We start from the raw sequence: 25,333 nt of genomic DNA, 5'->3' as shown, positions 1-25,333 counted from the left end.
AGGCCTGCCGCCAGCGTTCAATCTGAGCCATGATCAAACTCTTCAATTTAAAAGTTTGATGCTCAATGAATTAAACTTCGTAATGAATTACGTGTTCACTCTTGAGACTTGGTATTCATTTTTCGTCTTGCGACGTTAAGAAGCCGTATCTTCGAGTGCCCACACAGATTGTCTGATAAATTGTTAAAGAGCAGTGCAACGCGGCTTTCAGCTCACCGTCGCGAGGTGGCGTATATTACGCTTTCCTCTTTTTGAGTCAAGCCTTTATTTTCGCTTTCCTCACAGACCTCTTAATGAAGCTTTTCTGACCCGGCGGCCTGTATGCCGTTGTTCCGTGTCAGTGGTGGCGCATTATAGGGAGTTATTAGAGCCTGACAAGACCTAAATGCAAAAAAAAGCTCAACCGTTCACTTTTCAAACAACATTTGAACCAAAAGCCTATTTTCGCCTGGTTTTTAAACAAAAACGAGCCCGTCAGGGCCCGTTTTATTCAAATTTGTGACTTACTGCACTGCCACAATACGATCATCATTGGCTTCAAGGCGAATCACTTTGCCAGGAACCAGTTCACCAGACAGGATTTGCTGCGCCAGTGGGTTTTCGATCTGCTGTTGAATAGCACGTTTTAACGGACGCGCCCCGTAGACCGGATCGTAACCGTTGGCGCTCAACAGTTTCAGCGCCTCATCGGAGATATGGATTTCATAACCACGTTCTTCCAGACGTTTGTACAGACGCTGCAGCTGGATCTGAGCAATAGAAGCGATGTGTTGCTCACCTAACGGATGGAATACCACAACTTCATCAATACGGTTGATAAATTCCGGACGGAAGTTTTGGCTAACCACACCCAGCACCATCTCTTTCATTCGACCGTAATCCAGTTCGCCAAAGCGCTCCTGAATGAGATCGGAACCGAGGTTAGAAGTCATAATGACCACCGTATTACGGAAGTCGACCGTTCTCCCCTGCCCGTCAGTCAGCCGACCGTCGTCCAGCACCTGCAACAGAATGTTGAATACATCCGGATGCGCTTTTTCTACTTCATCCAACAAGATGACGGAATAAGGACGACGGCGTACCGCTTCCGTCAAATAACCGCCTTCTTCATAGCCGACATATCCCGGAGGCGCCCCGACCAAACGAGACACGGAGTGTTTCTCCATAAACTCAGACATGTCGATACGCACCATCGCGTCGTCGCTGTCGAACATAAAGTTAGCCAGCGCTTTACACAGTTCGGTTTTACCGACCCCCGTCGGCCCAAGGAACAGGAAGGAACCAATCGGACGGTTCGGATCGGACAGCCCCGCGCGGCTACGACGTATGGCGTTCGATACTGCTTCAACGGCTTCATTCTGCCCGATCACACGGCTGTGTAACTCTTGTTCCATACGCAACAGTTTTTCACGTTCGCCTTCCAGCATTCTGGCAACCGGAATACCGGTCCAGCGCGCCAGCACTTCGGCAATTTCCGCATCCGTTACTTTGTTACGTAACAGACGCATGGTTTTACCTTCCGACTGGGTCGCGGCTTCCAACTGTTTTTCCAGCTCCGGAATTTTGCCGTACTGCAATTCAGACATTCGCGCCAGGTCGCCAACGCGACGCGCCTGCTCGATGGCAATCTTCGCCTGCTCCAGCTCCGCTTTAATAGTTTGCGTACCAGAGAGCGACGCTTTTTCCGCTTTCCACTCTTCTTCCAGCTCAGAATACTGGCGCTCTTTGTCGTCCAGTTCTTCGTTGAGCATATCGAGACGTTTTTTACTCGCCTCGTCAGACTCTTTCATCAACGCCTGCTGTTCCAGTTTGAGCTGAATAATGCGGCGGTCGAGTCTGTCCAGCTCCTCCGGCTTAGAGTCAATCTGCATACGAATGCTGGATGCCGCTTCATCGATGAGGTCGATAGCTTTATCCGGCAACTGACGGTCGGCGATATAGCGGTGAGATAATGTTGCCGCCGCCACAATCGCCGGGTCAGTGATCTGCACATGGTGGTGCAGCTCGTAACGTTCTTTCAGGCCACGCAGAATAGCGATGGTGTCTTCCACTGAAGGTTCTGCGACAAACACTTTTTGAAAACGACGTTCCAGCGCCGCGTCTTTTTCAATGTACTGACGGTATTCATCCAGCGTGGTGGCACCCACACAGTGCAGTTCACCACGCGCCAGCGCCGGTTTCAGCATATTCCCGGCGTCCATTGCGCCATCAGCCTTACCTGCGCCAACCATGGTGTGCAGCTCGTCGATAAACAGGATGACGTTGCCTTCCTGTTTTGCGAGGTCGTTCAGCACGCCTTTCAGACGCTCTTCAAATTCGCCGCGATATTTCGCCCCGGCCACCAGCGCGCCCATATCCAGCGCCAGCACGCGACGGCCTTTCAGGCCTTCCGGTACTTCACCGTTGATAATACGTTGCGCCAGCCCTTCAACAATGGCGGTTTTACCTACGCCTGGCTCACCGATTAACACCGGGTTGTTTTTAGTACGACGTTGCAATACCTGAATGGTACGGCGAATTTCTTCATCACGACCAATTACCGGGTCAAGCTTACCTTGTTCAGCCCGCTCGGTCAGATCGACGGTATATTTTTTCAAGGCCTGACGTTGGTCTTCAGCCCCTTGATCGTTCACGCTTTCACCTCCGCGCATCTGTTCAATTGCCTGAGTGATATTGGCCGTAGTCGCACCGGCTGATTTCAGCAGATCGGTTAACGTGCCGCGAGACTCAAGCGCCGCCAGAACAAACAGCTCTGACGAAATAAAATTGTCCCCCCGTTTTTGCGCCAGCTTGTCGCAAAGGTTCAGTACGCGTACCAGTTCCGAAGAAGGCTGTACGTCGCCGCCGGTGCCTTCCACCTGCGGTAAACGGCTCAGCGCCTGATCGATAGCAGTGCGCAACTGGCCAGCATTAATGCCGGCGGAGGTTAATAAAGGACGTATCGATCCCCCTTCCTGGTTCAGCAAGGCGCTCATTAAATGAAGAGGTTCGATGAATTGGTTGTCGTGCCCCAGCGCGAGCGACTGGGCATCGGCAAGAGCAAGCTGGAATTTGTTAGTAAGACGATCCAGACGCATAACTCCTCCCATAACAGGTCAAAATTGCTACTGGAGATTAAATGAGGTCATCCCTCAATTATTCAAGGTGAATGACCTGAATTATGTGAAAAGAAAGTTACCCGTACCGGATCGTCTTGATTCTTTAGGTTATATCAGCCAAATAAAACTTGCCATACGACCTGTCGTCTTGTCGCGACGATAAGAGAAGAAAGTCTCACTTTCGCTAAAGGTGCAGCGATCCCCGCCATAGACATGTTCAACGCCGGTATTCGCCAGACGTTGGCGTGCAAGCTGATAAATATCCGCCAGAAATTTTTCCCCGTGCGGCAAAAATGCGCTATCGGCTTGCGCATCTTTTGCTAAAAATGCGTCACGCACTTCCGGCCCCACTTCAAACGCGGCCGGGCCAATCGCCGGACCTAACCAGGCGATGATATTTTCTGGTTTGTCAGCAAAGCAGGTGACAGTTTCCTCCAGTACGCCTTCACATAATCCGCGCCAGCCCGCATGAGCCGCCGCCACTTCTGTCCCCTCACGGTTACAGAATAGCACAGGCAGGCAGTCTGCCGTCATTACCGCGCAGACGGTTCCTGGCGTATTGCTGTAAGACGCATCCGCACGTTTGGAGGCATAAGGTTCTCCGGTAAGCCTCAATACATTTTTACCGTGAACCTGTTCAAGCCAGACAGGTTTCGAAGGCAGATTGCCCGCCGCGAACAGACGCTTGCGGTTCTCTTCAACATGCTCCGGGTTATCGCCGCAATGCGCGCCCAGATTCAGCGAGTCGTAAGGCGGTAAACTCACCCCGCCAATACGGGTAGAACTACAGGCTGCGACGCCTTTCGGCAGCGGCCACTGCGGGACAATCAGTGCATTCATAACCAGTCCACATCATCTTTATGATCTTCGAAATCGGCGCGCATCGCATCGATAAGGTCCACCATATCTTGTGGAATCGGCGCGTGCCACTCCATTTCGATACCCGATACAGGATGGTAGAGACGCAGCATCGTTGCATGCAGCGCCTGGCGGTCAAACTTACGCAGCGTGGAAATAAATTCTTCCGATGCGCCTTTCGGTGGACGTGGACGACCACCGTAGACCTGATCGCCCACTAACGGATGCGTAATATGCGCCATATGCACGCGGATCTGGTGCGTACGCCCGGTCTCCAGACGCAACCTAAGACGCGTGTGCACACGGAAATGTTCCATAATGCGGTAGTGGGTCACCGCCGGTTTGCCCATAGGATGCACCGACATATGGGTACGTTTGGTCGGGTGACGACTGATGGGTTCATTCACCGTTCCTCCCGCCGTCATATGTCCGATCGCGACCGCTTCATATTCGCGGGTGATCTCGCGCAGCTGCAAAGACTCCACCAGGCGCGTTTGCGCCGGAACGGTTTTGGCCACCACCATCAGCCCCGTCGTGTCCTTATCCAGACGATGCACAATGCCCGCGCGCGGGACATCCGCAATCGGCGGATAATAATGTAGCAACGCGTTCAGTACCGTACCGTCCGGGTTACCCGCGCCAGGATGTACCACCAGATCGCGTGGTTTGTTGATAACCAGAATATCGTCATCTTCATAAACAATATCTAACGGGATATCCTGCGCTTCAAAACGAATCTCTTCGTCGATCTCCGCATCAATAGCCACCCGCTCGCCGCCTAACACTTTTTCTTTTGGCTTATCGCAAAGTTGACCATTGACCAACACGCGCTGATTCAAAATCCATTCTTTTATACGCGAACGTGAATAATCCGGGAACATTTCGGCCAAAGCCTGATCTAAGCGTTGACCGAGTTGGTTTTCGGAGACCGTTGCGGTGAGTTGTACTCGTTGTGCCATATACAGCTTCTTCGTTTAACGTTGGGTTTTACGGCTTTGCCGTTTAATATAGTGTGCTATTGTAGCTGGTCTTAACCGGGAGCAGGAACAGAGAATCTCCCGTAAAACATTTTGAGGAAAGTCAAAACGTCATGACGCGCATGAAATATCTGGTGGCAGCAGCCACGTTGAGCCTGTTTCTGGCGGGTTGCTCGGGTTCAAAGGAAGAGGTGCCCGATAATCCGCCGAATGAAATCTACGCGACTGCTCAGCAAAAGCTGCAGGACGGTAACTGGAAACAGGCAATAACGCAATTGGAAGCGTTAGATAATCGTTATCCATTCGGACCGTATTCTCAGCAGGTGCAGTTGGATCTTATCTACGCCTATTACAAAAACGCCGATTTGCCGCTAGCGCAGGCCGCCATCGATCGTTTTATGCGTCTTAATCCAACGCACCCTAATATTGACTATGTCATGTACATGCGCGGCCTGACGAACATGGCGCTGGATGATAGCGCGCTGCAGGGTTTCTTTGGCGTCGATCGCAGCGATCGCGATCCGCAACATGCGCGGGCGGCGTTCAATGACTTTTCGAAACTGGTACGCAGCTATCCTAATAGCCAGTACACCACCGACGCCACTAAGCGTCTGGTATTCCTGAAAGACCGTCTGGCGAAATATGAATATTCCGTCGCAGAGTACTATACCGCGCGCGGCGCATGGGTTGCGGTCGTAAACCGGGTAGAAGGTATGCTACGCAATTATCCTGATACGCAGGCCACGCGCGATGCGTTGCCGCTGATGGAAAACGCCTATCGTCAGATGCAGCTGAATGCGCAGGCTGACAAAGTCGCGAAAATTATTGCCGCTAACAGCAAAAACACCTGAAGCAATACCAACAAGCAAAACGGCAGCCTTCCGGCTGCCGTTTTTTTATTCGATATCTGATGCAACAGAAATGATTTCACTGCAACGCATCCAGTCAAATATGGCCTGCTTTCAGCCATTCCTCAAGTAAAAGATCGCTTCTTCCTGCGATGCCTCACAAAAAGTTCGCCTTGACAAAAAGTGACAAAATAATGTGATTTACATCACACATTTTGACATTAAGAACGGTATGCTGGAATCACCAAGACGGGAAAGACAAGAGGTAAAATTTATGACAATGAACATTACCAGTAAACAAATGGAAATTACTCCGGCAATCCGCCAACATGTCGCAGACCGTCTCGCCAAACTGGAAAAATGGCAAACTCACCTGATTAATCCTCATATCATTCTGTCTAAAGAGCCACAGGGCTTTATTGCTGACGCCACCATTAATACACCGAACGGACATCTGGTCGCCAGCGCAAAACACGAAGATATGTACACCGCTATTAATGAATTGATCAACAAGCTGGAACGGCAGCTCAATAAAGTGCAGCACAAAGGCGAAGCCCGTCGTGCCACCGCATCGGTGAAAGATGCCAGCTTCGTCGAAGCAGAAGAAGAGTAGTCCCTTACATTGAGTGTATCGCCAACGCGCCTTCGGGCGCGTTTTTTGTTGACAGGATTAAAACAGTACGGGTACTGTACTTACGTACACAAAGGAAACAGTTATGAAGCTCACCCGGTTTTTCTTCGCATTCTTTTTTATCTTCCCCTGACCGGGAGGCGTTTCGTCATGTGATAAAGAATGCGAAGACGAACAAGAAGGCCTCCCCCACCGGGAGGCCTTTTTTATTGATAACAAAAAAGGCAACACTATGACATCGGAAAACCCATTACTGGCGCTGCGAGATAAAATCAGCGCTTTAGACGAAGAGTTACTGGCCTTAATGGCAAAACGACGCGCGCTGGCGATTGAAGTGGGACAAGCAAAACTACTGTCGCATCGTCCGGTTCGGGATATCGATCGTGAACGCGCGCTGCTGGACAGACTCATCCATCTCGGTAAAGCCCACCATCTCGACGCACACTACATTACCCGTCTGTTCCAGCTTATCATTGAAGACTCCGTGCTTACTCAGCAGGCGCTGCTGCAACAACATCTGAATAATACTCACCCTCATTCGGCACGTATTGCGTTTCTTGGGCCGAAAGGCTCCTATTCTCATCTCGCGGCGCGCCAGTATGCTGCACGCCATTTTGAGCAATTTATTGAGAGCGGTTGCGCAAAATTCACCGATATTTTTCATCAGGTCGAAACCGGCCAGGCCGATTACGCCGTGGTTCCGATAGAGAACACCAGCTCCGGCGCTATCAACGATGTGTACGACTTATTGCAACACACCAGTCTGTCGATTGTCGGTGAGATGACCGTCACTATCGATCACTGCGTGCTGGTTTCCGGCGCTACGGATCTGAATACCATCGAAACGGTGTACAGCCATCCGCAGCCGTTTCAGCAGTGCAGTAAATTTTTGAGCCGCTATCCGCACTGGAAAATCGACTATACCGAGAGTACGTCGGCAGCGATGGAAAAAGTCGCGCAGGCAAACTCTCCGCGCGTCGCGGCGCTCGGCAGCGAGGCAGGCGGCATGTTGCACGGTTTACAGGTGCTGGAACGCATCGCCGCAAACCAGACGCAGAATATCACCCGCTTTCTGGTACTGGCGCGCAAAGCCATCAACGTTTCCGATCAGGTTCCGGCAAAAACCACTCTGTTAATCGCCACCGGGCAGCAAGCTGGCGCGCTGGTCGAAGCGCTGCTGGTGCTGCGTAACCACAATCTCATCATGACGAAACTGGAGTCGCGCCCCATTCACGGCAATCCGTGGGAAGAGATGTTTTATCTCGATATTCAGGCGAACCTGGAGTCGCAGGTAATGCAAAGCGCGCTAAAAGAGCTGGGCGAGATCACGCGCTCAATGAAAGTGCTTGGCTGCTATCCCAGCGAAAACGTCGTGCCGGTAGAACCTGCCTGACGTTCAATAAAACGGCTTTTCTTCATCCCTGCGACGGCTACCTGCAGGGTGAAGATGGCGCCGGAGAGCGGATAATCCGCCACTTCCTGAGCAGACATATTTTCTCTGGTAGTTGTAATAAACAGCGTTTTCATATCTGCGCCGCCAAAGCAAACCATCGTCGGACAACGTACCGGCAACCGGTACTCTTCCAGCTGCTCTCCTTGCGGTGAGAAACGCGCCACGCGCCAGCCGTCAAACATCGCGCTCCAGTAGCACCCTTCGCTATCCATCGCCGCGCCGTCGGGAAGTCCTTCTCCTTCGCCAAAATGGCGAAAAAGTTCACGCTTGCCCGGTTCGCCATGCTTATCAAGTAACGTGCGGTATATCACGCCATTCGGCGTATCGGAAGTATACATCCACTGGTTGTTCGGGCTGAACGCCAGGCCGTTGTGTCCCTGGATACCGCACTGGATCACTTTTGCCGTCAGGTCATGATCGATCCGCATCAGCAACGCGCCATTATAGTCACCCGGCGCCCAGAACGTTCCGGCATAAAAACGGCCATCGCCATCAGTGCCGCCATCGTTGAAACGCGCCAGTTTCGTATTAGAGGGATTGTCGCAAACCTTACGCTGCAATAATCCATTTTTATCGGCCAGCCAAATAGCATGACGCATGGCCACAATAAATCCGCCCTGCTCACGCAAGGCAAAACAGCCTACCTCTTCCGGAAACGCCAGCACGCTATGCGTCCCACTCGCCGGATGGTAACGATGGATCTCCTGTTCCAGGATATCGGTCCAATACAGCGCGCTTTCATCCTCGCTCCATGTGGGGCATTCTGGTAAATGTCCGACATAATCAAATAAAAGGTGCGGCGTAGTCATAACGGTTCCTTAAACGAAAAAAGCCAGCAAAGCTGGCTTTTAGTATAGATGTCATCATTATGGTCGGCTGTCATTCGCCTGACGTAATAACACACGGCTTTCATTCTGGAAGCGTCTGGCATAATCGCCAAACCAGTGTTCAACTTTGCGAAAACTGTCGATAAAAGCCTGCTTATCACCCTGTTCCAGTAACCCGATCGCATCGCCAAAACGTTTATAGTAACGCTTGATAAGCGCCAGATTGCGCTCCGACGACATAATAATGTCTGCATACAGCTGCGGGCCCTGGGCGAACAGACGCCCGACCATCGCCAGCTCCAGTCGATAAATCGGCGATGATAGCGCCAGAAGCTGCTCAAGCTGGACGTTCTCTTCCGCCAGATGCAGCCCATAAGCGAAGGTAGCAAAGTGGCGCAGCGCCTGGATAAAAGCCATGTTCTGATCGTGCTCGACAGCGCTAATTCGGTGCAACCGCGCGCCCCACACCTGGATTTGCTCAAGGAACCACTGATACGCTTCCGGTTGACGCCCATCACACCAGACCACCACCTGCTTCGCCAGGCTCCCGCTGTCCGGGCCAAACATCGGGTGCAAGCCCAGCACGGGGCCATCATGGGCCGCCAACATTGCCTGTAACGGACCGCTTTTCACCGATGCCAGATCGACCAGAATACAGTCGGACGGCAGGGGCGGCAGTTGCGCTATGACCTGTTCAGTAACATGAATCGGCACGCTGACGATCACCATTCCGGCATCGGCGACAATGTCCCTGGCGCGCGGCCAGTCCTGTTGTTCCAGAATACGGACCTGATAGCCCGACAGCGTGAGCATTTTTTCAAACAGACGCCCCATCTGTCCGCCGCCGCCCACAATGACGACCGGACGCAGAGAAGGACAAAGCGTTTTGAACCCCTTATCATTTTCGCTGGAGTAAGATTCACGCATTACCCGGCGCAGGACATCTTCAATGAGATCGGGCGGGACACCGATCGCTTCTGCTTCCGCCCGTCGTGAAGCCAGTATAGAGGCCTCACGCTCCGGCACGTAAATAGGCAGGCCAAAACGGCTTTTCACCTCGCCGACTTTGGCAACCAGTTCCAGGCGCTTAGCCAGTAAATTCAACAACGCTTTATCGACATCATCTATTTGATCGCGTAACGCGGTCAATTCAGCAACCATAACAACCTCTTATGCGACGCGCACCGCCAGCTGGCCGCTCAAATCTTTATGAATTTCACGTAACAGGGCATCGGTCATCTCCCAGCTAATACAAGCATCGGTGACGGAAACGCCATACTTCATTTCGCTGCGCGGCTGTTCGGAAGACTGATTACCCTCATGAATATTACTTTCAATCATTAAGCCAATGATTGAACGATTGCCATCTTTAATCTGCGCAACCACAGATTCGGCAACGGCTGGCTGGCGGCGATAATCTTTATTGGAGTTACCATGACTGCAATCTACCATCAGCGAAGGACGTAGCCCCGCCTGTTCCATCTCTTTTTCACACTGAGCGACATCTGCCGGGCTATAGTTTGGCGCTTTGCCGCCACGCAGAATCACATGGCCATGCGGATTTCCCTGGGTTTGCAATAACGCAACCTGACCGGCCTGGTTAATGCCAACAAAACGATGAGGTTGCGCAGCGGCGCGCATGGCGTTAATCGCTGTCGCCAGGCTGCCATCCGTGCCGTTTTTAAAGCCGACCGGCATAGAAAGACCAGACGCCATTTCGCGGTGGGTTTGCGATTCGGTTGTGCGCGCGCCTATCGCCGACCAGCTAAACAGATCGCCCAGGTATTGCGGGCTGTTCGGATCCAACGCTTCGGTCGCCAATGGCAACCCCATATTCACCAGTTCCACCAGTAGCTGACGCGCTATTTTCAACCCGGCTTCCACATCAAATGAGCCATCCATGTGAGGATCGTTAATCAGCCCTTTCCAGCCGACGGTAGTCCGCGGCTTTTCAAAATAGACGCGCATTACCAGATAGAGGCTATCGCTGACCTCTGCGGCAAGGGCTTTAAATCGACGGGCATATTCCAGAGCGGTTTCAGGATCGTGAATAGAACAAGGACCGCATACCACCAACAGACGCGGATCGCGCCCGGCAATAATGTCAGAAATGATTCCCCGGGACTGCGCTATCTGCGCTTCCTGCGCCAGGCTCAACGGAAAGGCCGCTTTAAGCTGCTCCGGCGTCATTAATACCTGTTCATCGGTGATACGTACGTTATTCAGCGCGTCTTTTTGCATGATGGCGATCCTGTCTTTTCTTGTTTGCGATAGTTGATCCTCCACGAGGATGTTTAAACCATACCACAAAAAGTAAAGATTTCAATCCATATTACGTAAAATAAACTTTACACCGTGCTAAATCGTCGATTAAACCTCTCAATTTCGTATCAAAAACTTTACACAACAAGTGAATTATTTTATTCCCAGCTTCAGAAAAGCGGTAAAATGAGCGATGCTCGCTATTTTTTGATTATTTTTTCTCCGCACGCATAATTTTACTTTCTGATATAGGGTGATTAATACCATTATCACAAGAATTTAATATCAGGGATGCCACTTAAATTATTCATATTATCAATAAGACATAATGACGATATGGCAAAATAATGTTATTTTGCTACAAACAATCACGGATGTATTTTAATGTTTTACGACTGAAGATGGTGGGGACTTGTTAATGCGTTTTTCTCACCGATTTATCCTTCTGTTATCGCTATTATTAGCAAGCTTGCCTCTGTATGCTCAATGTGTCACGGAAGAAGAGAAATCCGTACGCGCCATTGTCTCCGGTATCGTCAGTTATACACACTGGCCAGCGTTATCCGGGCCGCCAAGGCTATGCATATTTTCATCTGCGCGTTTTGTCAGGGTACTTAGCGAAGAGGCTAACTGGGCTTTCCCTTATCAACCGCTTGTCATCCGTACCACACAAGAAGCCCTGAGCGCCCGCTGTGATGGTTTTTACTTTGGCAATGAATCGCCAGCTTATCAGGTGGAGTTAACGCGTCATTATCCAGTTAATGCCTTGTTATTAATTGCCGAGCAAAATACCGAATGTATTATTGGCAGCGCATTTTGTCTGATCATTAACAATGATGAAGTCAAATTTTCCGTCAACCTGGACTCCCTCTCGCATAGCGGCGTGAGAGTGAATCCAGAAGTATTAATGCTTGCACGGAATCAAAAGCATGAATAAGGAATTTTCTCTGTCCAGACCAACATTTAAACGCACACTACGGCGGATTAGTATAATCAGCGTGCTGCTTACAATGACATTGATCTGGCTATTAATTTGCGTTGCGTCTGTCCTTACGCTCAAACAGTATGCGCAAAAGAATCTCGATTTGACCGCCGCCACAATGGCCCATAGCCTTGAAGCGGCACTGGTATTTTCCGATAGCGCGGCCGCAGCGGAAACGCTCGCCACACTGGGACGCCAGGGACAATTTTCAGCGGCGGAGGTCCGCGATAAAAATGGCCGTACTATCGCCTCATGGCGATATGATGCGCGAGCCGCAGACGATAAGCTCATCGGCTTAATTAGCCACTGGCTTTTTCCATTGCCGGTATCGCAACCCGTCTGGCACAACGGCAGGGCTATCGGCGAAGTACGGCTTGTCGCCCGCGACAGCCTTATTGGTCATTTTATCTGGCTATCGCTGGCAGTGCTGACAGGATGTATTCTGCTAGCATCCGGCATTGCCCTGCTACTCACGCGTTATTTACACAATGGCGTTGTGGATGCGCTACAAAATATTACTGAAATTGTACACGACGTTCGCACTAACCGAAATTTTTCACGCCGGGTACCTGATGAGCGTATTGCGGAATTTCACCTGTTTGCGCAGGATTTCAATAGCCTTCTGGATGAGATGGAAGAATGGCAGCTACGGCTTCAGGCTAAAAATGCACAATTACTGCGTACCGCGTTGCACGATCCGCTGACGGGGCTTGCCAATCGCGCGGCATTTCGCAGCTGTATTAACGCGCTGATGAAGGACAATTCCGCTCGTAGCAGTTCGGCATTGTTATTTCTGGATGGCGATAACTTTAAATATATTAATGATACCTGGGGACATGCGGCAGGCGACCGCGTACTTATAGAGGTTGCCAAAAGATTAGCGGAATTCGGTGGTAGCCGTTATCAGACTTACCGACTCGGCGGCGATGAATTTGCGATGGTGCTTTACGGTGTACATTCGGAGTATGAAGTACAACGTATTTGCGCAGCACTATCCCAGGCGTTTAATCGACCTTTTGAACTGCATAACGGCCAGCGAATAACGATGACCCTGAGTATTGGCTTTGCGCTGACATGGGAACATGCCACTGCCGAAAAACTACAAGAACTGGCCGATCGAAATATGTATCAGGCTAAACACCGGCGTGCGGAACGCTCGCTAAACTAAGGAACGGGCCAGGCCGTTTCTGACTCAGCGTTGATACCACAGACCCAGCTTAATCATGCAACCGTCTATGGCGTGGAGCAACCCATAAAAAAAGGGGCCAGCGTAATGCCAGCCCCTTCTTTTCTACAAGCTTTCGGATGTTGCGAAAGCGCGTTCTTAGTTAAGACGCTCTTTGATACGAGCTGCTTTACCAGTACGCTCACGCAGGTAGTACAGTTTAGCTTTACGAACAGCACCACGACGTTTAACAGCAATGCTGTCAACTACCGGAGAGTGAGTCTGGAAGACACGCTCAACGCCTTCGCCGTTGGAAATTTTACGAACAGTGAATGCAGAGTGCAGACCGCGGTTACGAATAGCGATAACCACGCCCTCGAATGCCTGCAGACGTTTCTTGGTACCTTCAACAACCCATACTTTCACTTCCACGGTATCGCCCGGACGGAAGGAAGGTACGTTCTGCTTCATCTGCTCTTGTTCAAGTTGCTTAATAATGTTGCTCATAATTTAATCTCTTATCCTGGGTAAACTGATATTCGGGGGCCTATGCCATCCCATCATGTTTATGCTGCTGTTGTGCGTGTTCTGTTTTGAACTCCGCCAGCAACCTTGCTTGCTCTTCAGTCAGAGCCAGGTTTTCCAGAAGTTCAGGTCTTCTAAGCCAGGTTCGGCCCAGCGACTGTTTCAAACGCCAGCGACGTATCTCAGCATGGTTTCCCGACAGCAATACTGGCGGTACTTCCATCCCCTCTAACACTTCAGGGCGCGTATAGTGCGGACAATCCAGCAACCCATCAGCAAACGAATCTTCGATTGCTGATGCCTCATGCCCCAGAACCCCCGGTATAAACCGGGCGACGGAGTCAATCAGCGTCATTGCCGGTAGTTCGCCACCGCTGAGAACGTAATCGCCAATTGACCATTCTTCGTCAATTTCGGCCTGAATTACGCGCTCATCTACGCCTTCGTAGCGACCACACACCAGAATGAGTTTCTGATTCGTGGCCAGCTCGCTAACGCCCGCTTGATCAAGCTTGCGTCCCTGAGGCGACAGATAAATCACTTTAGCGCCTTCACCTGCCGCGGCTTTTGCTGCATGAATGGCGTCCCGCAAGGGTTGCACCATCATTAACATCCCCGGTCCGCCGCCGTAAGGACGGTCGTCCACGGTACGGTGCCGGTCATGCGCGAAGTCGCGAGGACTCCAGCTTTGGATGTTCAGCAGGCCTTTTTTTACTGCCCGGCCAGTTACCCCGTAATCGGTAATTGCGCGGAACATTTCAGGAAACAGGCTAACGATGCCAATAAACACAAGCCAATCCCCATAACGCCATTTATTACCGTTTATCCGGTGGTTTAAAAACCAGGATCCCAGTCTACTTCGATAGTACGAGTAGCGAGATCGACTTTCTTGATAACCTGCCCATCGAGGAACGGTACTAGTCGTTCCTTGATACCAAATGCATCTTTCAGGTTCGCCTTAATGACGAGAACGTCATTCGACCCGGTTTCCATCATGTCGATAACTTTACCGAGATCGTAGCCTTCAGCGGTGACTACCTGGCAACCCATCAGGTCTTTCCAGTAGTAGTCTCCCTCCTCAAGCGCAGGAAGTTGCGAGGAATCCACGACAATTTCGCAATTGGTCAGAAGATTCGCGGCATCTCGATCGTCAACGCCTTTCAGTTTGATGATCAGATCCTGATTGTGGTGCTTCCAGCTTTCCAGCTGTACCTGCTGCCACTGACCCGCCTTCTGGATAAACCAGGGCTGATAGTCAAAAATGCTTTCGGCGTCTTCAGTGGAGGAAAACACTCTGAGCCAACCACGGATACCGTATGAAGAACCCATTTTCCCCAGTACAACCGGTTCAGCGGGTACTTGTGCGGCGAGTTGCTTGCTCATCATGACCACCGTGACAGATTAAGCTGCTTTTTTTACTTCTTTGATCAGCGCCGCAACGCGATCGGAAATGGTTGCGCCCTGGCCAACCCAGTGAGCGATGCGATCCAGATCCAGGCGGGTGCCTTCTTCTTTTTCGCTAGCGATTGGGTTGAAGAAACCAACGCGCTCAATGAAGCGACCGTTGCGTGCATTACGGCTGTCGGTGACAACAACCTGGTAGAACGGACGCTTTTTAGCGCCGTGACGAGCTAAACGAATAGTTACCATAACATCCTCTTGTGTGAATAAAACAACCGGGCCCCATCGAGGAACGGAGCCCGGCGTCATATTAAAAGCCCGAAAATTTTACTGATTTCTGGGAAAAAAGCAATCAACATGTGATGAAGCTTGATTCCAGGGCGTGACCGTTGCAGCCAGTTCGGTGCCGGCGTGCGCGCAGCCACCGCAGCGTACACGCAGTACGTAAGGATGGCGAGCACACCCCGGTGCCGAAATAGCAAGTGAGCCAGGCCGGGAAATTAGCGGCCAGGGAAGCCTGGCGGCATCATCCCCTTCATACTCCGCATCATCTTCGCCATCCCGCCCTTCTTCATTTTCTTCATCATGCGCTGCATGTCGTCGAACTGTTTCAGAAGGCGGTTAACGTCCTGCACCTGCATCCCACAGCCCTGCGCGATACGACGCTTGCGGGAACCTTTGATTATTTCCGGCTTCGCGCGTTCTTTCAGCGTCATCGAATTGATGATCGCCTCCATACGCACCAGCACCTTGTCGTCCATCTGCGATTTGACGTTGTCCGGAATCTGCCCCATGCCCGGTAATTTGCCCATCAGACTGGCCATACCGCCCATGTTTTTCATCTGTTTGAGCTGTTCCAGGAAGTCGTTCAGGTCGAAACCGTCGCCTTTCTTCAGTTTGGTCGCCAGCTTCTCAGCCTGTGCGCGGTCAACTTTACTTTCGATATCTTCGATAAGAGACAGTACGTCGCCCATGCCGAGAATACGCGAGGCGATACGATCCGGATGGAATGGCTCCAGCGCGTCGGTTTTCTCGCCGACACCGAGGAATTTAATCGGCTTACCGGTAATATGACGAATAGAGAGCGCCGCGCCGCCACGAGCGTCGCCGTCAACTTTGGTCAGCACCACGCCGGTCAGCGGCAACGCTTCGTTAAAGGCTTTTGCGGTATTCGCCGCATCCTGACCGGTCATCGCATCGACGACAAACAGCGTTTCTACCGGCTTGATAGAAGCGTGGACCTGTTTGATTTCGTCCATCATCGCTTCGTCAACGTGCAGACGACCGGCGGTATCCACCAGCAGCACGTCGTAGAATTTGAGCTTCGCTTCTTTCAGCGCGGCGTTGACGATATCAACCGGTTTCTGGCCGACATCAGACGGGAAGAAATCCACGCCAACCTGCTCAGCCAGCGTTTCGAGCTGTTTGATCGCCGCCGGGCGATAGACGTCGGCAGAGACGACCAGCACCTTCTTCTTGTGCTTCTCGCGCAAGAATTTCCCCAGCTTACCGACGCTGGTGGTTTTACCCGCCCCCTGCAGACCTGCCATCAATACTACGGCTGGCGGCTGCGCAGCTAAATTCAGCGTCTGGTTCTCTTCGCCCATCGCCGCAACCAGTTCGCTACGGACAATCTTGACGAACTCCTGCCCTGGGGTCAGGCTTTTGTTAACTTCATGACCAACCGCTTTCTTTTTTACGCGATTGATGAACTCACGCACTACCGGCAGCGCAACGTCAGCCTCCAGCAGCGCCATGCGCACTTCGCGCAGCGTCTCTTTAACGTTGTCTTCAGTAAGGCGCCCACGGCCACTGATATTGCGCAGCGTGCGCGACAAACGATCGGTTAAATTATCAAACATTGTCTCTCGCCTGGGGTGGAAACGATTGGTCGCCGCAGCGACACAGTTACAGAATTTCGCCACAGTATACCATGAAGCCGTCTTTGTTGTTATGCAACGGTTGGAGCTGCGGTCACGTAACGCTATACTGCTTCTCTTTCTCACTGGTCAACTGTCGACACAACTATGCCCGTTTTTGCTTTACTTGCCCTTGTCGCCTACTCCTTCAGCCTCGCGCTGATCGTTCCCGGACTGTTGCAAAAAAACAGCGGCTGGCGGCGTATGGCTATTCTTTCTGCGGTCATCGCGCTGGTGTGCCATGCTGTCGCGCTGGAATCGCGTATTCTGCCCGGCGGCGACAGTGGACAAAACCTGAGCCTGCTGAATGTCGGTTCGCTGGTCAGCCTGATGATCTGCACGGTGATGACCATTGTCGCGTCGCGTAATCGCGGCTGGCTACTTCTGCCCATTGTCTATGCTTTTGCGCTGATTAACCTGGCCTTCGCCACGTTCATGCCTAATGAATATATTACGCATCTGGAAGCGACCCCAGGCATGATGGTGCACATCGGTCTGTCGCTTTTCTCTTACGCGACGCTGATAATCGCCGCGCTGTATGCGCTACAACTGGCGTGGATCGACTATCAGTTGAAGAACAAAAAGCTGGCGTTTAGTAATGAAATGCCGCCATTGATGAGCATTGAGCGCAAAATGTTTCATATCACGCAGATTGGCGTCGTACTGCTGACCCTTACTCTGTGTACCGGCCTGTTTTACATGCATAACCTGTTCAGTACTGAAAATATTGATAAAGCCGTGCTCTCTATCGTGGCATGGTTTGTCTATATCGTTCTGCTGTGGGGGCATTACCATGAAGGCTGGCGGGGTCGTCGGGTCGTGTGGTTTAACGTCGCAGGCGCGGGTATTCTGACGCTGGCCTATTTTGGTAGCCGCATATTACAGCAATTTGTAAGCTAAGCTTTTAAAGGAGTTTCCCCTGGAACACATCTCCACCACCACGCTGATTATCATATTAATCATCATGGTGGTCATCTCGGCCTATTTTTCCGGTTCCGAAACTGGAATGATGACGCTAAACCGTTACCGTTTACGCCATATGGCGAAGCAAGGTAATCGCTCGGCAAAACGGGTAGAAAAATTACTGCGTAAACCCGACCGACTGATAAGCCTGGTGCTGATTGGCAATAACCTGGTCAACATTCTTGCCTCGGCGCTCGGCACGATTGTGGGTATGCGGCTTTACGGCGATGCCGGCGTGGCTATCGCCACCGGGGTACTGACGTTTGTCGTGTTAGTTTTTGCCGAAGTCCTGCCCAAAACTATCGCCGCGCTCTATCCGGAAAAAGTGGCCTATCCCAGCAGCTTCCTGCTGGCGCCGTTACAGATACTGATGATGCCGCTGGTGTGGTTACTTAACACCATCACCCGCCTGCTGATGCGTCTGATGGGAATTAAAACGGACATCGTGGTCAGCGGGTCGTTAAGCAAAGAGGAATTACGCACTATCGTGCATGAATCCCGTTCGCAAATCTCTCGCCGCAATCAGGATATGCTGCTGTCGGTTCTCGATCTGGAAAAGGTCAGCGTGGATGACATCATGGTGCCGCGTAATGAAATTATCGGGATCGATATCAATGACGACTGGAAGTCTATCGAGCGGCAGCTCACCCACTCGCCGCACGGACGCATTGTGCTCTATCGCGATTCGCTGGATGACGCCATCAGTATGCTGCGCGTGCGTGAAGCCTGGCGGTTAATGGCCGAGAAAAAAGAGTTCACCAAAGAGATGATGCTGCGCGCCGCCGATGAAATCTATTACGTCCCGGAAGGTACGCCGCTCAGTACGCAACTGATTAAATTTCAGCGCAATAAAAAGAAAGTCGGACTGGTCGTCAACGAATATGGCGATATCCAGGGGCTGGTCACCGTGGAAGATATTCTCGAGGAGATCGTTGGCGACTTCACCACATCGATGTCGCCGACACTGGCGGAAGAGGTCACGCCGCAAAACGACGGTTCGGTCATTATTGACGGTACCGCCAACGTCCGGGAAATCAATAAAGCGTTTAACTGGCACCTGCCGGAAGATGACGCGCGCACCGTCAACGGGGTGATTCTGGAGGCGCTGGAGGAAATTCCGGTTGCTGGCACGCGCGTGCGCATTGAGCAGTACGATATCGATATTCTCGACGTACAGGAAAATATGATTAAGCAGGTGAAGGTCGTACCGGTAAAACCGCTGCGCGAGAGTATTCTTGAATAACCCTCCTCCTTTCTTAAAACGGCAGCCAATGGTTTGCCGTTTACCTTGTTAATTAAGATTTTATTCATTCATCTCCTCTCCGGCATAGTGACACAATAAAAACTTATTAATGGAAAGGAAAACCATACTATGTACGATGATTACGTTATTGAATGGGATCTGGCGTTTGCTGAATATTTAAAAAAGCTGGCCAGCATTTTCTTAAAGGAAACGCCAGATTTATGGCCCAATATCGTCTCCCGCCTCGCCAGCGATCCTGCCAGTTTTGAAGACGACGAGGACGATGACTACGGGATGGTGGAGGTGCTTGATTGCAGCGGCGGTGATTTAGACAATCGTGCGTTGTTACAGGCATTCATGCAGGTTCTACGTGCTGAAGGCGTTATTGAAGAAATTGATTACAAGGGTGAGGGTGAAGAAGGTCTGCTCGCCACTTTTGCGGCCAATCGTTATTATGACCTGACAAAAGATTTTGCCAGTACAGATGAACTAAAAACGCGACTACTGGCACTCACCAGATATGATGAAATAGGCAAAGTCTGCAAAAAAGGCGATCGTTACGTCGATGAGATATTTGAGCGCATTCAAAGCCAGCTCAACGAACGTGGCTTTCAGATAGCCAGTCTCAATGAAAGCACTGATGCCTATAATATATTTGTTTTATCTATGGATGAGTACGAACAAATAGCTGACTTCGACACTCCATGGCTCGAAGTACAAGATTTTTTAAGTTAGACGTCAAGCAGGCCGCCCGAAAGCGGCCTGCCAGCATGACTTATTTCGCTTTGGCTACAGTCACCATCGCCGCGCGAATGGTACGACCGTTCAGCGTATAGCCTTTCTGCATAATACCCAGCACATTGCCTGCCGGAACCTCTTCCGACTCCACCATCGCAATCGCCTGATGCACGTTCGGGTCCAGCGGCACGTTGGTCTCAGCAATCACTTCCACGCCGAATTTACGCACCACATCCAGCATAGACTTCAGCGTCAGCTCAATCCCTTCGACCATTGCCGCCATATCCGGATTGGCTTTGTCTGCGACTTCCAGCGCGCGATCCAGGCTATCGATTACCGGCAGCAATTCGTTGACGAACTTCTCGAGAGCGAATTTATGCGCTTTTTCGATATCCTGTTCAGTACGACGGCGTAGGTTTTCCATTTCCGCTTTGATACGCAACACGGTGTCGCGTTCGCGAGTCTGGGCTTCTGCAAGCTGAACTTCCAGATTCGCAATTTTTTCATCGCGCGGATCCACCTGCTCAGCAGAATCGTTTGGTTCAACTGCCTCAACCTCTTCGTGCTGATCCATGATAATTTCTTCCGGGGCTTGCCCCTCAGGCGTTTTCTGTTCTTTACTACTCATGAATTTCTCCGCGTTTTTTTCGCATTCATCTCGCTAACTTCGCTTATTATGGGGATCAGATTCAGGGTTTCAAGGGAAGTACTCACATTGTCATCAATCTTCGCTACAAGGACCTCAGAAAAATGAATAATCATTTCAAGTGTATCGGCATTGTGGGGCATCCGCGTCATCCCACCGCACTCACGACACATGAAATGCTCTACCGTTGGCTATGCGATCAGGGTTATGAGGTCATTGTGGAGCAACAAATCGCCCACGAATTACAGCTAAAAAATGTGCCAACCGGCACGCTGGCGGAAATTGGTCAACAGGCGGATCTGGCGGTAGTCGTGGGCGGCGACGGCAATATGCTTGGCGCAGCGCGTACGCTGGCGCGTTATGACATCAATGTGATTGGCATTAACCGCGGTAATCTTGGTTTCCTGACCGATCTCGATCCGGACAACGCCCTGCAACAATTATCTGATGTGCTGGAAGGACGCTATATCTCCGAAAAACGTTTTCTGCTGGAAGCGCAGGTCTGCCAACAGGACCGCCAGAAGCGTATCAGCACAGCCATTAATGAAGTGGTGCTGCATCCGGGAAAAGTGGCGCATATGATCGAATTCGAGGTTTATATTGATGAAACCTTCGCTTTTTCACAGCGATCTGATGGTCTGATCATTTCTACGCCGACCGGATCCACCGCCTATTCGCTCTCCGCAGGCGGCCCTATTCTGACCCCTTCACTGGATGCCATCACCCTGGTGCCGATGTTCCCGCATACCTTGTCTGCGCGCCCGTTAGTCATTAACAGCAGTAGCACGATTCGTCTGCGTTTTTCGCATCGCCGTAGCGATCTGGAAATTAGCTGCGACAGCCAGATAGCGCTGCCTATTCAGGAAGGAGAAGATGTGCTGATTCGCCGCTGCGACTACCATCTCAACCTGATACATCCCAAAGACTATAGCTATTTCAATACATTAAGCACAAAACTCGGTTGGTCAAAAAAACTATTCTAATTTTACGTTAGCCTCTTTACTGTATAAAAAACCAGTTTATACTGTATTTAATTACAGTCATGGTTTTTCATACAGGAAAACAGCTATGTTGGCGCAACTGACCATCAGCAATTTTGCTATCGTTCGTGAGCTTGAGATCGATTTTCAGAGCGGAATGACCGTCATTACTGGTGAAACCGGCGCGGGTAAATCTATTGCGATTGATGCCCTGGGTCTGTGTCTGGGCGGTCGCGCTGAGGCCGATATGGTCCGTACCGGAGCGACCCGTGCCGATTTGTGTGCCCGCTTTGCGCTGAAAGACACGCCTGCGGCATTGCGCTGGCTGGAAGAAAACCAGCTTGAAGAAGGGCGCGAATGCTTACTTCGCCGCGTTATCAGCAGCGATGGCCGCTCACGGGGATTTATTAACGGCACCGCTGTACCCCTGTCTCAATTGCGCGAGCTCGGTCAGTTGCTGATTCAAATTCATGGTCAACATGCGCACCAGCAGCTTACCAAACCCGAACAGCAAAAATCGCTGCTGGATAGCTATGCCAACGAAGCCGCTTTAGCGCAGCAGATGGCTGCTCGCTACCAATTATGGCATCAAAGCTGCCGCGATCTCGCCCATCACCAGCAACAAAGCCAGGAACGCGCCGCGCGCGCGGAACTGCTGCAATATCAGTTAAAAGAGTTGAACGACTTTAATCCGCAGGCCGGCGAATTCGAGCAAATTGACGAAGAATACAAACGGCTGGCCAACAGCGGGCAGTTGCTTACGACCAGCCAGAACGCTCTGGCGCTACTCGCGGACGGCGAAGACGTTAACCTGCAAAGCCAGTTATATAGCGCAAAACAACTGGTTAGCGAGCTGGTAGGTATGGACAGCAAGCTTTCCGGCATCCTGGATATGCTGGAAGAAGCCACTATCCAACTCACCGAAGCCAGCGATGAATTACGCCACTATTGCGAGCGTCTGGATTTAGACCCCAATCGCCTGTTTGAGCTTGAACAGCGCATCGCTAAACAAATTTCGCTGGCGCGAAAACATCACGTCAGCCCGGAAGCGCTGCCGCAGCTTTATCAGTCACTGCTCGAAGAACAGCAGCAGCTCGACGATCAGGCCGATTCGCTGGAAACGCTAACGCTGGCGGTTAATAAGCATCACCAACAAGCGCTGGAAACGGCGCAAGCGCTGCATCAACAGCGTCAGTTTTACGCCCAGGAGCTGGGGCAGTTGATCACTGAAAGTATGCATTTACTTTCGATGCCGCACGGTCTGTTTACTATCGACGTGAAATTTGATGAGCATCATCTGAGCAACGACGGCGCCGATCGCGTGGAGTTTAAAGTGACGACAAACCCGGGTCAGCCGCTGCAGCCTATCGCTAAAGTCGCGTCTGGCGGTGAACTGTCGCGCATTGCGCTGGCTATTCAGGTGATTACCGCGCGCAAAATGGAAACGCCGGCGCTAATTTTTGACGAGGTCGATGTTGGCATCAGCGGCCCAACCGCCGCCGTGGTCGGTAAACTCCTGCGTCAGCTTGGCGAATCCACTCAGGTGATGTGCGTCACTCACCTGCCACAGGTAGCCGGGTGCGGTCACCAGCACTTCTTTGTCAGTAAAGAAACAGACGGGGCAATGACCGAAACCCATATGCAACCTTTGGATAAACGTGCGCGTTTACAGGAACTGGCCCGCCTGTTGGGAGGAAGTGAAGTTACGCGTAATACGCTGGCAAACGCAAAAGAACTGCTGGCGGCGTAAACTTTTTTATCTCCCGAAGGTCTGAGTTCACAACAAAAACGCCGTAAGACCCGACAGCAAAAGGTTTTAAAGTGATGAAAGGTCTATTATCATCGGCATATTAATATGAGCCACGTACTGCTCAGGCCCGAAAAGGAACCCAATCACTATGCGCTGTAAAACGCTGACTGCTGCCGCAGCAGTACTCCTGATGTTGACCGCAGGCTGTTCCACTCTGGAGCGAGTGGTTTACCAACCTGACATCAATCAGGGGAACTATCTTACACCTACGGATGTCGCCAAAGTGCGTGTTGGTATGACGCAACAACAGGTTGCGTATGCTTTAGGCACGCCGATGATGACCGATCCTTTTGGTACGAATACCTGGTTTTATGTCTTCCGCCAGCAGCCAGGACACGAGAACGTGACGCAGCAGACTCTGACGCTCACCTTTAACAGCAGCGGCGTGTTAACCAATATTGATAACAAACCGGCGTTGACGAAGTAATTTTGTGATACCGCCTGATGAGGTTACGTTCATCAGGCCTGCAAACCTATCCCCCGCCATTTGGTACGAATTTGCCTGATGGCGCTACGTTTATCTGGCTTACAGGCACACCTGTGCTTCAGGTGTGGTACGGCTTCCACACCGTTATCCGGCAAAAGAGGCTAATTATCTGCCAGCCGATTTTTCGGCGCGCTGGCGGCGTAATGCTTTTGGATCGGCGATTAAGGGACGGTAAATTTCAACCCGATCGCCATCCTGCACCGTATCGGTGAGTTTTACCGGACGACTGTAGATACCTACTTTATTTTTCGCCAGATCGATATCCGTACGCAATTCCAGCAAGCCGGAAGCGCGAATCGCCTCTTCGACCGTCGCGCCCTCCTCCAGCGTTACGCGCTGCAAATACTGCTTTTCCGGCAGCGCATAAGCCACTTCAACCACAAGTTTATCCGGCACGGTAAACCTCTTTGGCGCGAACCGTAAACGCCTGCACCATGTTGGACGCTAACTCTTTGAATACACGACCAAACGCCAGCTCAATGAGTTTATTGGTAAACTCAAAATCAAGCTGAAACTCAATACGGCACGCCTCGGGGCTGAGCGGGGTAAATTTCCAGCCGCCGATCAGCTTTTTAAAGGGGCCATCCACCAGATGCATCAGAATGCTCTGGTTACGCGTTAGCTGATTACGCGTCGTAAACGTCTTGCTGATACCCGCCTTCGACACGTCAACAGCCGCCGTCATCTGTGCTGGCGATGACTCCAGGACGCGACTACCAACACACCCAGGCAAAAACTGGGGATACGATTGCACGTCATTCACTAACTGATACATCTGTTCCGCACTGTAGGGGACTAAAGCAGTCCGACTAATCTGAGGCATAGCAATTCCCATCAACATAAATCGTGTAAATAATACCACTTATCAGCGAGTAAAAAAATGCTGTCCCCAACCGTCATGCCTTAATTGTGCGTGCATAGCCCAACTCATGCTAAGATAGATTTTTGCACCTCATCAGGACGTAATGGGGTGTTTTCGATATCAGATTACCTATGAATTCACGACACTTATGACGAAGAAAAAAGCACATAAACCGGGCTCAGCCACCATCGCGCTGAATAAGCGCGCCCGGCACGAATACTTTATCGAAGAAGAGTTCGAGGCTGGTCTCGCCCTGCAAGGCTGGGAAGTAAAATCTCTGCGCGCAGGAAAAGCCAATATCGGCGACAGTTACGTTATCCTCAAAGATGGCGAGGCCTGGCTGTTTGGCGCAAACTTTACGCCGATGGCGGTCGCCTCGACACATGTCGTATGCGACCCAACCCGAACCCGCAAACTGTTGTTAAATCAGCGTGAGCTTGATTCACTGTATGGCCGTATTAATCGTGAAGGTTATACTGTCGTCGCGCTTTCTCTGTACTGGAAAAATGCCTGGTGCAAAGTGAAGATCGGCGTGGCGAAAGGTAAAAAACAACATGATAAACGTTCCGATCTTAAAGAACGTGAGTGGCAACTGGATAAAGCACGCATTATGAAAAATGCAGGCCGATAATAGACATTTTTTGTGACCAGCTTCTCA

General features: G+C 51.2%; 27 protein-coding genes and 1 other annotated feature. Of the genes, 13 read left to right on the top strand and 14 right to left on the bottom strand.

The window, feature by feature from the left end; genetic code table 11:
* Positions 1 to 503: 503 nt before the first annotated feature.
* The 3 genes from clpB to rluD all read right to left on the bottom strand — a co-directional run bounded on the left by clpB (position 504) and on the right by rluD (position 4,915).
* Complete coding sequence (gene clpB / locus J4685_RS09325; RefSeq protein ID WP_001235092.1) at positions 504 to 3,077, bottom strand: ATP-dependent chaperone ClpB; 2,574 nt, start codon at positions 3,075 to 3,077, stop codon at positions 504 to 506.
* Between the two features lie 129 nt (positions 3,078 to 3,206).
* Positions 3,207 to 3,938 carry a purine nucleoside phosphorylase YfiH gene (gene yfiH / locus J4685_RS09320; RefSeq protein WP_000992634.1) on the bottom strand — a complete coding sequence of 244 codons (732 nt, stop codon included), beginning with the start codon at positions 3,936 to 3,938 and terminating at the stop codon, positions 3,207 to 3,209.
* Positions 3,935 to 4,915, bottom strand: a complete 981-nt coding sequence (rluD, locus tag J4685_RS09315; protein WP_000079130.1) for a 23S rRNA pseudouridine(1911/1915/1917) synthase RluD — start codon at positions 4,913 to 4,915, stop codon at positions 3,935 to 3,937. Before rluD ends, yfiH begins: the two co-directional genes overlap by 4 nt.
* Positions 4,916 to 5,046: 131 nt before the next feature.
* Here rluD and bamD point away from each other — a divergent pair, with 131 nt between their 5' ends.
* The 4 genes from bamD to pheA all read left to right on the top strand — a co-directional run bounded on the left by bamD (position 5,047) and on the right by pheA (position 7,805).
* On the top strand, positions 5,047 to 5,784 hold the full coding sequence (bamD, locus tag J4685_RS09310; protein WP_000197660.1) for an outer membrane protein assembly factor BamD: 738 nt from the start codon (positions 5,047 to 5,049) through the stop codon (positions 5,782 to 5,784).
* Between the two features lie 271 nt (positions 5,785 to 6,055).
* Positions 6,056 to 6,394, top strand: a complete 339-nt coding sequence (gene raiA, locus J4685_RS09305; protein WP_000178449.1) for a ribosome-associated translation inhibitor RaiA — start codon at positions 6,056 to 6,058, stop codon at positions 6,392 to 6,394.
* A gap of 102 nt (positions 6,395 to 6,496) precedes the next feature.
* Positions 6,497 to 6,622: a sequence feature (Phe leader region), on the top strand.
* On the top strand, positions 6,498 to 6,545 hold the full coding sequence (pheL, locus tag J4685_RS09300) for a pheA operon leader peptide PheL (RefSeq protein ID WP_010989056.1): 48 nt from the start codon (positions 6,498 to 6,500) through the stop codon (positions 6,543 to 6,545). (Overlaps the previous feature by 48 nt.)
* Before the next feature lie 22 nt (positions 6,623 to 6,644).
* On the top strand, positions 6,645 to 7,805 hold the full coding sequence (gene pheA, locus J4685_RS09295; RefSeq protein ID WP_000200087.1) for a bifunctional chorismate mutase/prephenate dehydratase: 1,161 nt from the start codon (positions 6,645 to 6,647) through the stop codon (positions 7,803 to 7,805).
* On the opposite strand, the gene J4685_RS09290 is transcribed toward pheA, so the two are convergent.
* Genes J4685_RS09290 through aroF form a run of 3 tightly spaced genes read right to left on the bottom strand, consistent with a single transcriptional unit; the run spans position 7,766 to position 10,933 of the window.
* Positions 7,766 to 8,674: an SMP-30/gluconolactonase/LRE family protein gene (locus tag J4685_RS09290; RefSeq protein WP_000210975.1), complete on the bottom strand. Its 909-nt coding sequence runs from the start codon at positions 8,672 to 8,674 to the stop codon at positions 7,766 to 7,768. The genes pheA and J4685_RS09290 overlap by 40 nt on opposite strands.
* A 57-nt stretch (positions 8,675 to 8,731) precedes the next feature.
* Positions 8,732 to 9,853: a bifunctional chorismate mutase/prephenate dehydrogenase gene (gene tyrA, locus J4685_RS09285; RefSeq protein ID WP_000225183.1), complete on the bottom strand. Its 1,122-nt coding sequence runs from the start codon at positions 9,851 to 9,853 to the stop codon at positions 8,732 to 8,734.
* A gap of 9 nt (positions 9,854 to 9,862) precedes the next feature.
* Positions 9,863 to 10,933 (bottom strand): 3-deoxy-7-phosphoheptulonate synthase AroF, encoded by a 1,071-nt coding sequence (gene aroF / locus J4685_RS09280; RefSeq protein WP_001168062.1) that lies wholly within the window; start codon positions 10,931 to 10,933, stop codon positions 9,863 to 9,865.
* A 439-nt stretch (positions 10,934 to 11,372) separates the two neighbouring features.
* Between aroF and J4685_RS09275 the strand changes: the two genes are divergently transcribed.
* On the top strand, positions 11,373 to 11,891 hold the full coding sequence (locus J4685_RS09275; RefSeq protein ID WP_001212373.1) for a YfiR family protein: 519 nt from the start codon (positions 11,373 to 11,375) through the stop codon (positions 11,889 to 11,891).
* Positions 11,884 to 13,104: a diguanylate cyclase DgcN gene (gene dgcN / locus J4685_RS09270; protein WP_001030993.1), complete on the top strand. Its 1,221-nt coding sequence runs from the start codon at positions 11,884 to 11,886 to the stop codon at positions 13,102 to 13,104. Before J4685_RS09275 ends, dgcN begins: the two co-directional genes overlap by 8 nt.
* A 156-nt stretch (positions 13,105 to 13,260) precedes the next feature.
* On the opposite strand, the gene rplS is transcribed toward dgcN, so the two are convergent.
* The 5 genes from rplS to ffh form a co-directional block, all read right to left on the bottom strand.
* Positions 13,261 to 13,608, bottom strand: coding sequence for a 50S ribosomal protein L19 (gene rplS / locus J4685_RS09265; RefSeq protein ID WP_000065257.1), 348 nt, complete (start codon positions 13,606 to 13,608; stop codon positions 13,261 to 13,263).
* A gap of 40 nt (positions 13,609 to 13,648) precedes the next feature.
* Positions 13,649 to 14,416, bottom strand: a complete 768-nt coding sequence (gene trmD / locus J4685_RS09260) for a tRNA (guanosine(37)-N1)-methyltransferase TrmD (RefSeq protein WP_000469802.1) — start codon at positions 14,414 to 14,416, stop codon at positions 13,649 to 13,651.
* 44 nt (positions 14,417 to 14,460) lie between these two features.
* Positions 14,461 to 15,009 (bottom strand): ribosome maturation factor RimM, encoded by a 549-nt coding sequence (gene rimM / locus J4685_RS09255; protein WP_000043266.1) that lies wholly within the window; start codon positions 15,007 to 15,009, stop codon positions 14,461 to 14,463.
* Positions 15,010 to 15,027: 18 nt separating this feature from the next.
* Positions 15,028 to 15,276, bottom strand: coding sequence for a 30S ribosomal protein S16 (rpsP, locus tag J4685_RS09250; RefSeq protein WP_000256453.1), 249 nt, complete (start codon positions 15,274 to 15,276; stop codon positions 15,028 to 15,030).
* 251 nt (positions 15,277 to 15,527) lie between these two features.
* Entirely contained in the window at positions 15,528 to 16,889 is a 1,362-nt protein-coding gene (ffh, locus tag J4685_RS09245) for a signal recognition particle protein (RefSeq protein ID WP_000460060.1), read from the bottom strand.
* Positions 16,890 to 17,054: 165 nt separating this feature from the next.
* Between ffh and J4685_RS09240 the strand changes: the two genes are divergently transcribed.
* From J4685_RS09240 to J4685_RS09230, 3 genes are all read left to right on the top strand, one after another.
* Positions 17,055 to 17,846, top strand: a complete 792-nt coding sequence (locus J4685_RS09240; RefSeq protein WP_001537507.1) for an inner membrane protein YpjD — start codon at positions 17,055 to 17,057, stop codon at positions 17,844 to 17,846.
* A gap of 19 nt (positions 17,847 to 17,865) precedes the next feature.
* A complete protein-coding gene (locus J4685_RS09235; protein WP_127908301.1) occupies positions 17,866 to 19,152 on the top strand; it encodes an HlyC/CorC family transporter in 1,287 nt (428 codons plus the stop codon).
* Between the two features lie 129 nt (positions 19,153 to 19,281).
* Complete coding sequence (locus tag J4685_RS09230; RefSeq protein ID WP_000271804.1) at positions 19,282 to 19,887, top strand: hypothetical protein; 606 nt, start codon at positions 19,282 to 19,284, stop codon at positions 19,885 to 19,887.
* A gap of 40 nt (positions 19,888 to 19,927) precedes the next feature.
* Here J4685_RS09230 and grpE read toward each other — a convergent pair whose 3' ends face one another.
* The gene (gene grpE / locus J4685_RS09225; RefSeq protein WP_001518875.1) at positions 19,928 to 20,518 is read right to left on the bottom strand and encodes a nucleotide exchange factor GrpE; all 591 of its coding nucleotides are present in this window, start codon (positions 20,516 to 20,518) and stop codon (positions 19,928 to 19,930) included.
* A 122-nt stretch (positions 20,519 to 20,640) separates the two neighbouring features.
* Here grpE and nadK point away from each other — a divergent pair, with 122 nt between their 5' ends.
* From nadK to bamE, 3 genes are all read left to right on the top strand, one after another.
* On the top strand, positions 20,641 to 21,519 hold the full coding sequence (nadK, locus tag J4685_RS09220; protein WP_001059155.1) for an NAD(+) kinase: 879 nt from the start codon (positions 20,641 to 20,643) through the stop codon (positions 21,517 to 21,519).
* Positions 21,520 to 21,604: 85 nt separating this feature from the next.
* Positions 21,605 to 23,266 (top strand): DNA repair protein RecN, encoded by a 1,662-nt coding sequence (recN, locus tag J4685_RS09215; RefSeq protein ID WP_000880965.1) that lies wholly within the window; start codon positions 21,605 to 21,607, stop codon positions 23,264 to 23,266.
* A 148-nt stretch (positions 23,267 to 23,414) separates the two neighbouring features.
* Positions 23,415 to 23,753, top strand: a complete 339-nt coding sequence (gene bamE, locus J4685_RS09210) for an outer membrane protein assembly factor BamE (RefSeq protein WP_001203433.1) — start codon at positions 23,415 to 23,417, stop codon at positions 23,751 to 23,753.
* 165 nt (positions 23,754 to 23,918) lie between these two features.
* On the opposite strand, the gene J4685_RS09205 is transcribed toward bamE, so the two are convergent.
* Together J4685_RS09205 and J4685_RS09200 are read right to left on the bottom strand one after the other, a co-directional pair.
* Positions 23,919 to 24,209 (bottom strand): RnfH family protein, encoded by a 291-nt coding sequence (locus tag J4685_RS09205; RefSeq protein WP_001112990.1) that lies wholly within the window; start codon positions 24,207 to 24,209, stop codon positions 23,919 to 23,921.
* Complete coding sequence (locus tag J4685_RS09200) at positions 24,199 to 24,636, bottom strand: type II toxin-antitoxin system RatA family toxin (protein ID WP_001543334.1); 438 nt, start codon at positions 24,634 to 24,636, stop codon at positions 24,199 to 24,201. Before J4685_RS09200 ends, J4685_RS09205 begins: the two co-directional genes overlap by 11 nt.
* A 187-nt stretch (positions 24,637 to 24,823) precedes the next feature.
* Here J4685_RS09200 and smpB point away from each other — a divergent pair, with 187 nt between their 5' ends.
* Positions 24,824 to 25,306, top strand: a complete 483-nt coding sequence (gene smpB / locus J4685_RS09195) for an SsrA-binding protein SmpB (protein ID WP_001518569.1) — start codon at positions 24,824 to 24,826, stop codon at positions 25,304 to 25,306.
* The last annotated feature ends 27 nt before the right edge of the window (positions 25,307 to 25,333 follow it).

This window comes from Salmonella sp. 32100201201700099SM (genome assembly GCF_017572645.1).
Classification (GTDB): domain Bacteria; phylum Pseudomonadota; class Gammaproteobacteria; order Enterobacterales; family Enterobacteriaceae; genus Salmonella; species Salmonella enterica.
The sequence above is the reverse complement of the archived record's forward strand: the minus strand, read 5'-3'. Positions and strand labels throughout refer to the sequence as shown.

What these genes read in the sequence shown, in the direction of transcription:
- J4685_RS09275 (WP_001212373.1), top strand. Translation starts at nt 11,373, where the DNA reads ATGCGTTTTTCTCACCGATTTATCCTTCTGTTATCGCTATTATTAGCA.
- yfiH (WP_000992634.1), bottom strand. Translation starts at nt 3,938, where the DNA reads ATGAATGCACTGATTGTCCCGCAGTGGCCGCTGCCGAAAGGCGTCGCA.
- smpB (WP_001518569.1), top strand. Translation starts at nt 24,824, where the DNA reads ATGACGAAGAAAAAAGCACATAAACCGGGCTCAGCCACCATCGCGCTG.
- grpE (WP_001518875.1), bottom strand. Translation starts at nt 20,518, where the DNA reads ATGAGTAGTAAAGAACAGAAAACGCCTGAGGGGCAAGCCCCGGAAGAA.
- rpsP (WP_000256453.1), bottom strand. Translation starts at nt 15,276, where the DNA reads ATGGTAACTATTCGTTTAGCTCGTCACGGCGCTAAAAAGCGTCCGTTC.
- aroF (WP_001168062.1), bottom strand. Translation starts at nt 10,933, where the DNA reads ATGCAAAAAGACGCGCTGAATAACGTACGTATCACCGATGAACAGGTA.
- J4685_RS09230 (WP_000271804.1), top strand. Translation starts at nt 19,282, where the DNA reads ATGTACGATGATTACGTTATTGAATGGGATCTGGCGTTTGCTGAATAT.
- tyrA (WP_000225183.1), bottom strand. Translation starts at nt 9,853, where the DNA reads ATGGTTGCTGAATTGACCGCGTTACGCGATCAAATAGATGATGTCGAT.
- bamD (WP_000197660.1), top strand. Translation starts at nt 5,047, where the DNA reads ATGACGCGCATGAAATATCTGGTGGCAGCAGCCACGTTGAGCCTGTTT.
- rplS (WP_000065257.1), bottom strand. Translation starts at nt 13,608, where the DNA reads ATGAGCAACATTATTAAGCAACTTGAACAAGAGCAGATGAAGCAGAAC.
- ffh (WP_000460060.1), bottom strand. Translation starts at nt 16,889, where the DNA reads ATGTTTGATAATTTAACCGATCGTTTGTCGCGCACGCTGCGCAATATC.
- rimM (WP_000043266.1), bottom strand. Translation starts at nt 15,009, where the DNA reads ATGAGCAAGCAACTCGCCGCACAAGTACCCGCTGAACCGGTTGTACTG.
- recN (WP_000880965.1), top strand. Translation starts at nt 21,605, where the DNA reads ATGTTGGCGCAACTGACCATCAGCAATTTTGCTATCGTTCGTGAGCTT.
- nadK (WP_001059155.1), top strand. Translation starts at nt 20,641, where the DNA reads ATGAATAATCATTTCAAGTGTATCGGCATTGTGGGGCATCCGCGTCAT.
- bamE (WP_001203433.1), top strand. Translation starts at nt 23,415, where the DNA reads ATGCGCTGTAAAACGCTGACTGCTGCCGCAGCAGTACTCCTGATGTTG.
- rluD (WP_000079130.1), bottom strand. Translation starts at nt 4,915, where the DNA reads ATGGCACAACGAGTACAACTCACCGCAACGGTCTCCGAAAACCAACTC.
- J4685_RS09290 (WP_000210975.1), bottom strand. Translation starts at nt 8,674, where the DNA reads ATGACTACGCCGCACCTTTTATTTGATTATGTCGGACATTTACCAGAA.
- clpB (WP_001235092.1), bottom strand. Translation starts at nt 3,077, where the DNA reads ATGCGTCTGGATCGTCTTACTAACAAATTCCAGCTTGCTCTTGCCGAT.
- raiA (WP_000178449.1), top strand. Translation starts at nt 6,056, where the DNA reads ATGACAATGAACATTACCAGTAAACAAATGGAAATTACTCCGGCAATC.
- J4685_RS09240 (WP_001537507.1), top strand. Translation starts at nt 17,055, where the DNA reads ATGCCCGTTTTTGCTTTACTTGCCCTTGTCGCCTACTCCTTCAGCCTC.
- dgcN (WP_001030993.1), top strand. Translation starts at nt 11,884, where the DNA reads ATGAATAAGGAATTTTCTCTGTCCAGACCAACATTTAAACGCACACTA.
- pheA (WP_000200087.1), top strand. Translation starts at nt 6,645, where the DNA reads ATGACATCGGAAAACCCATTACTGGCGCTGCGAGATAAAATCAGCGCT.
- J4685_RS09200 (WP_001543334.1), bottom strand. Translation starts at nt 24,636, where the DNA reads ATGCCTCAGATTAGTCGGACTGCTTTAGTCCCCTACAGTGCGGAACAG.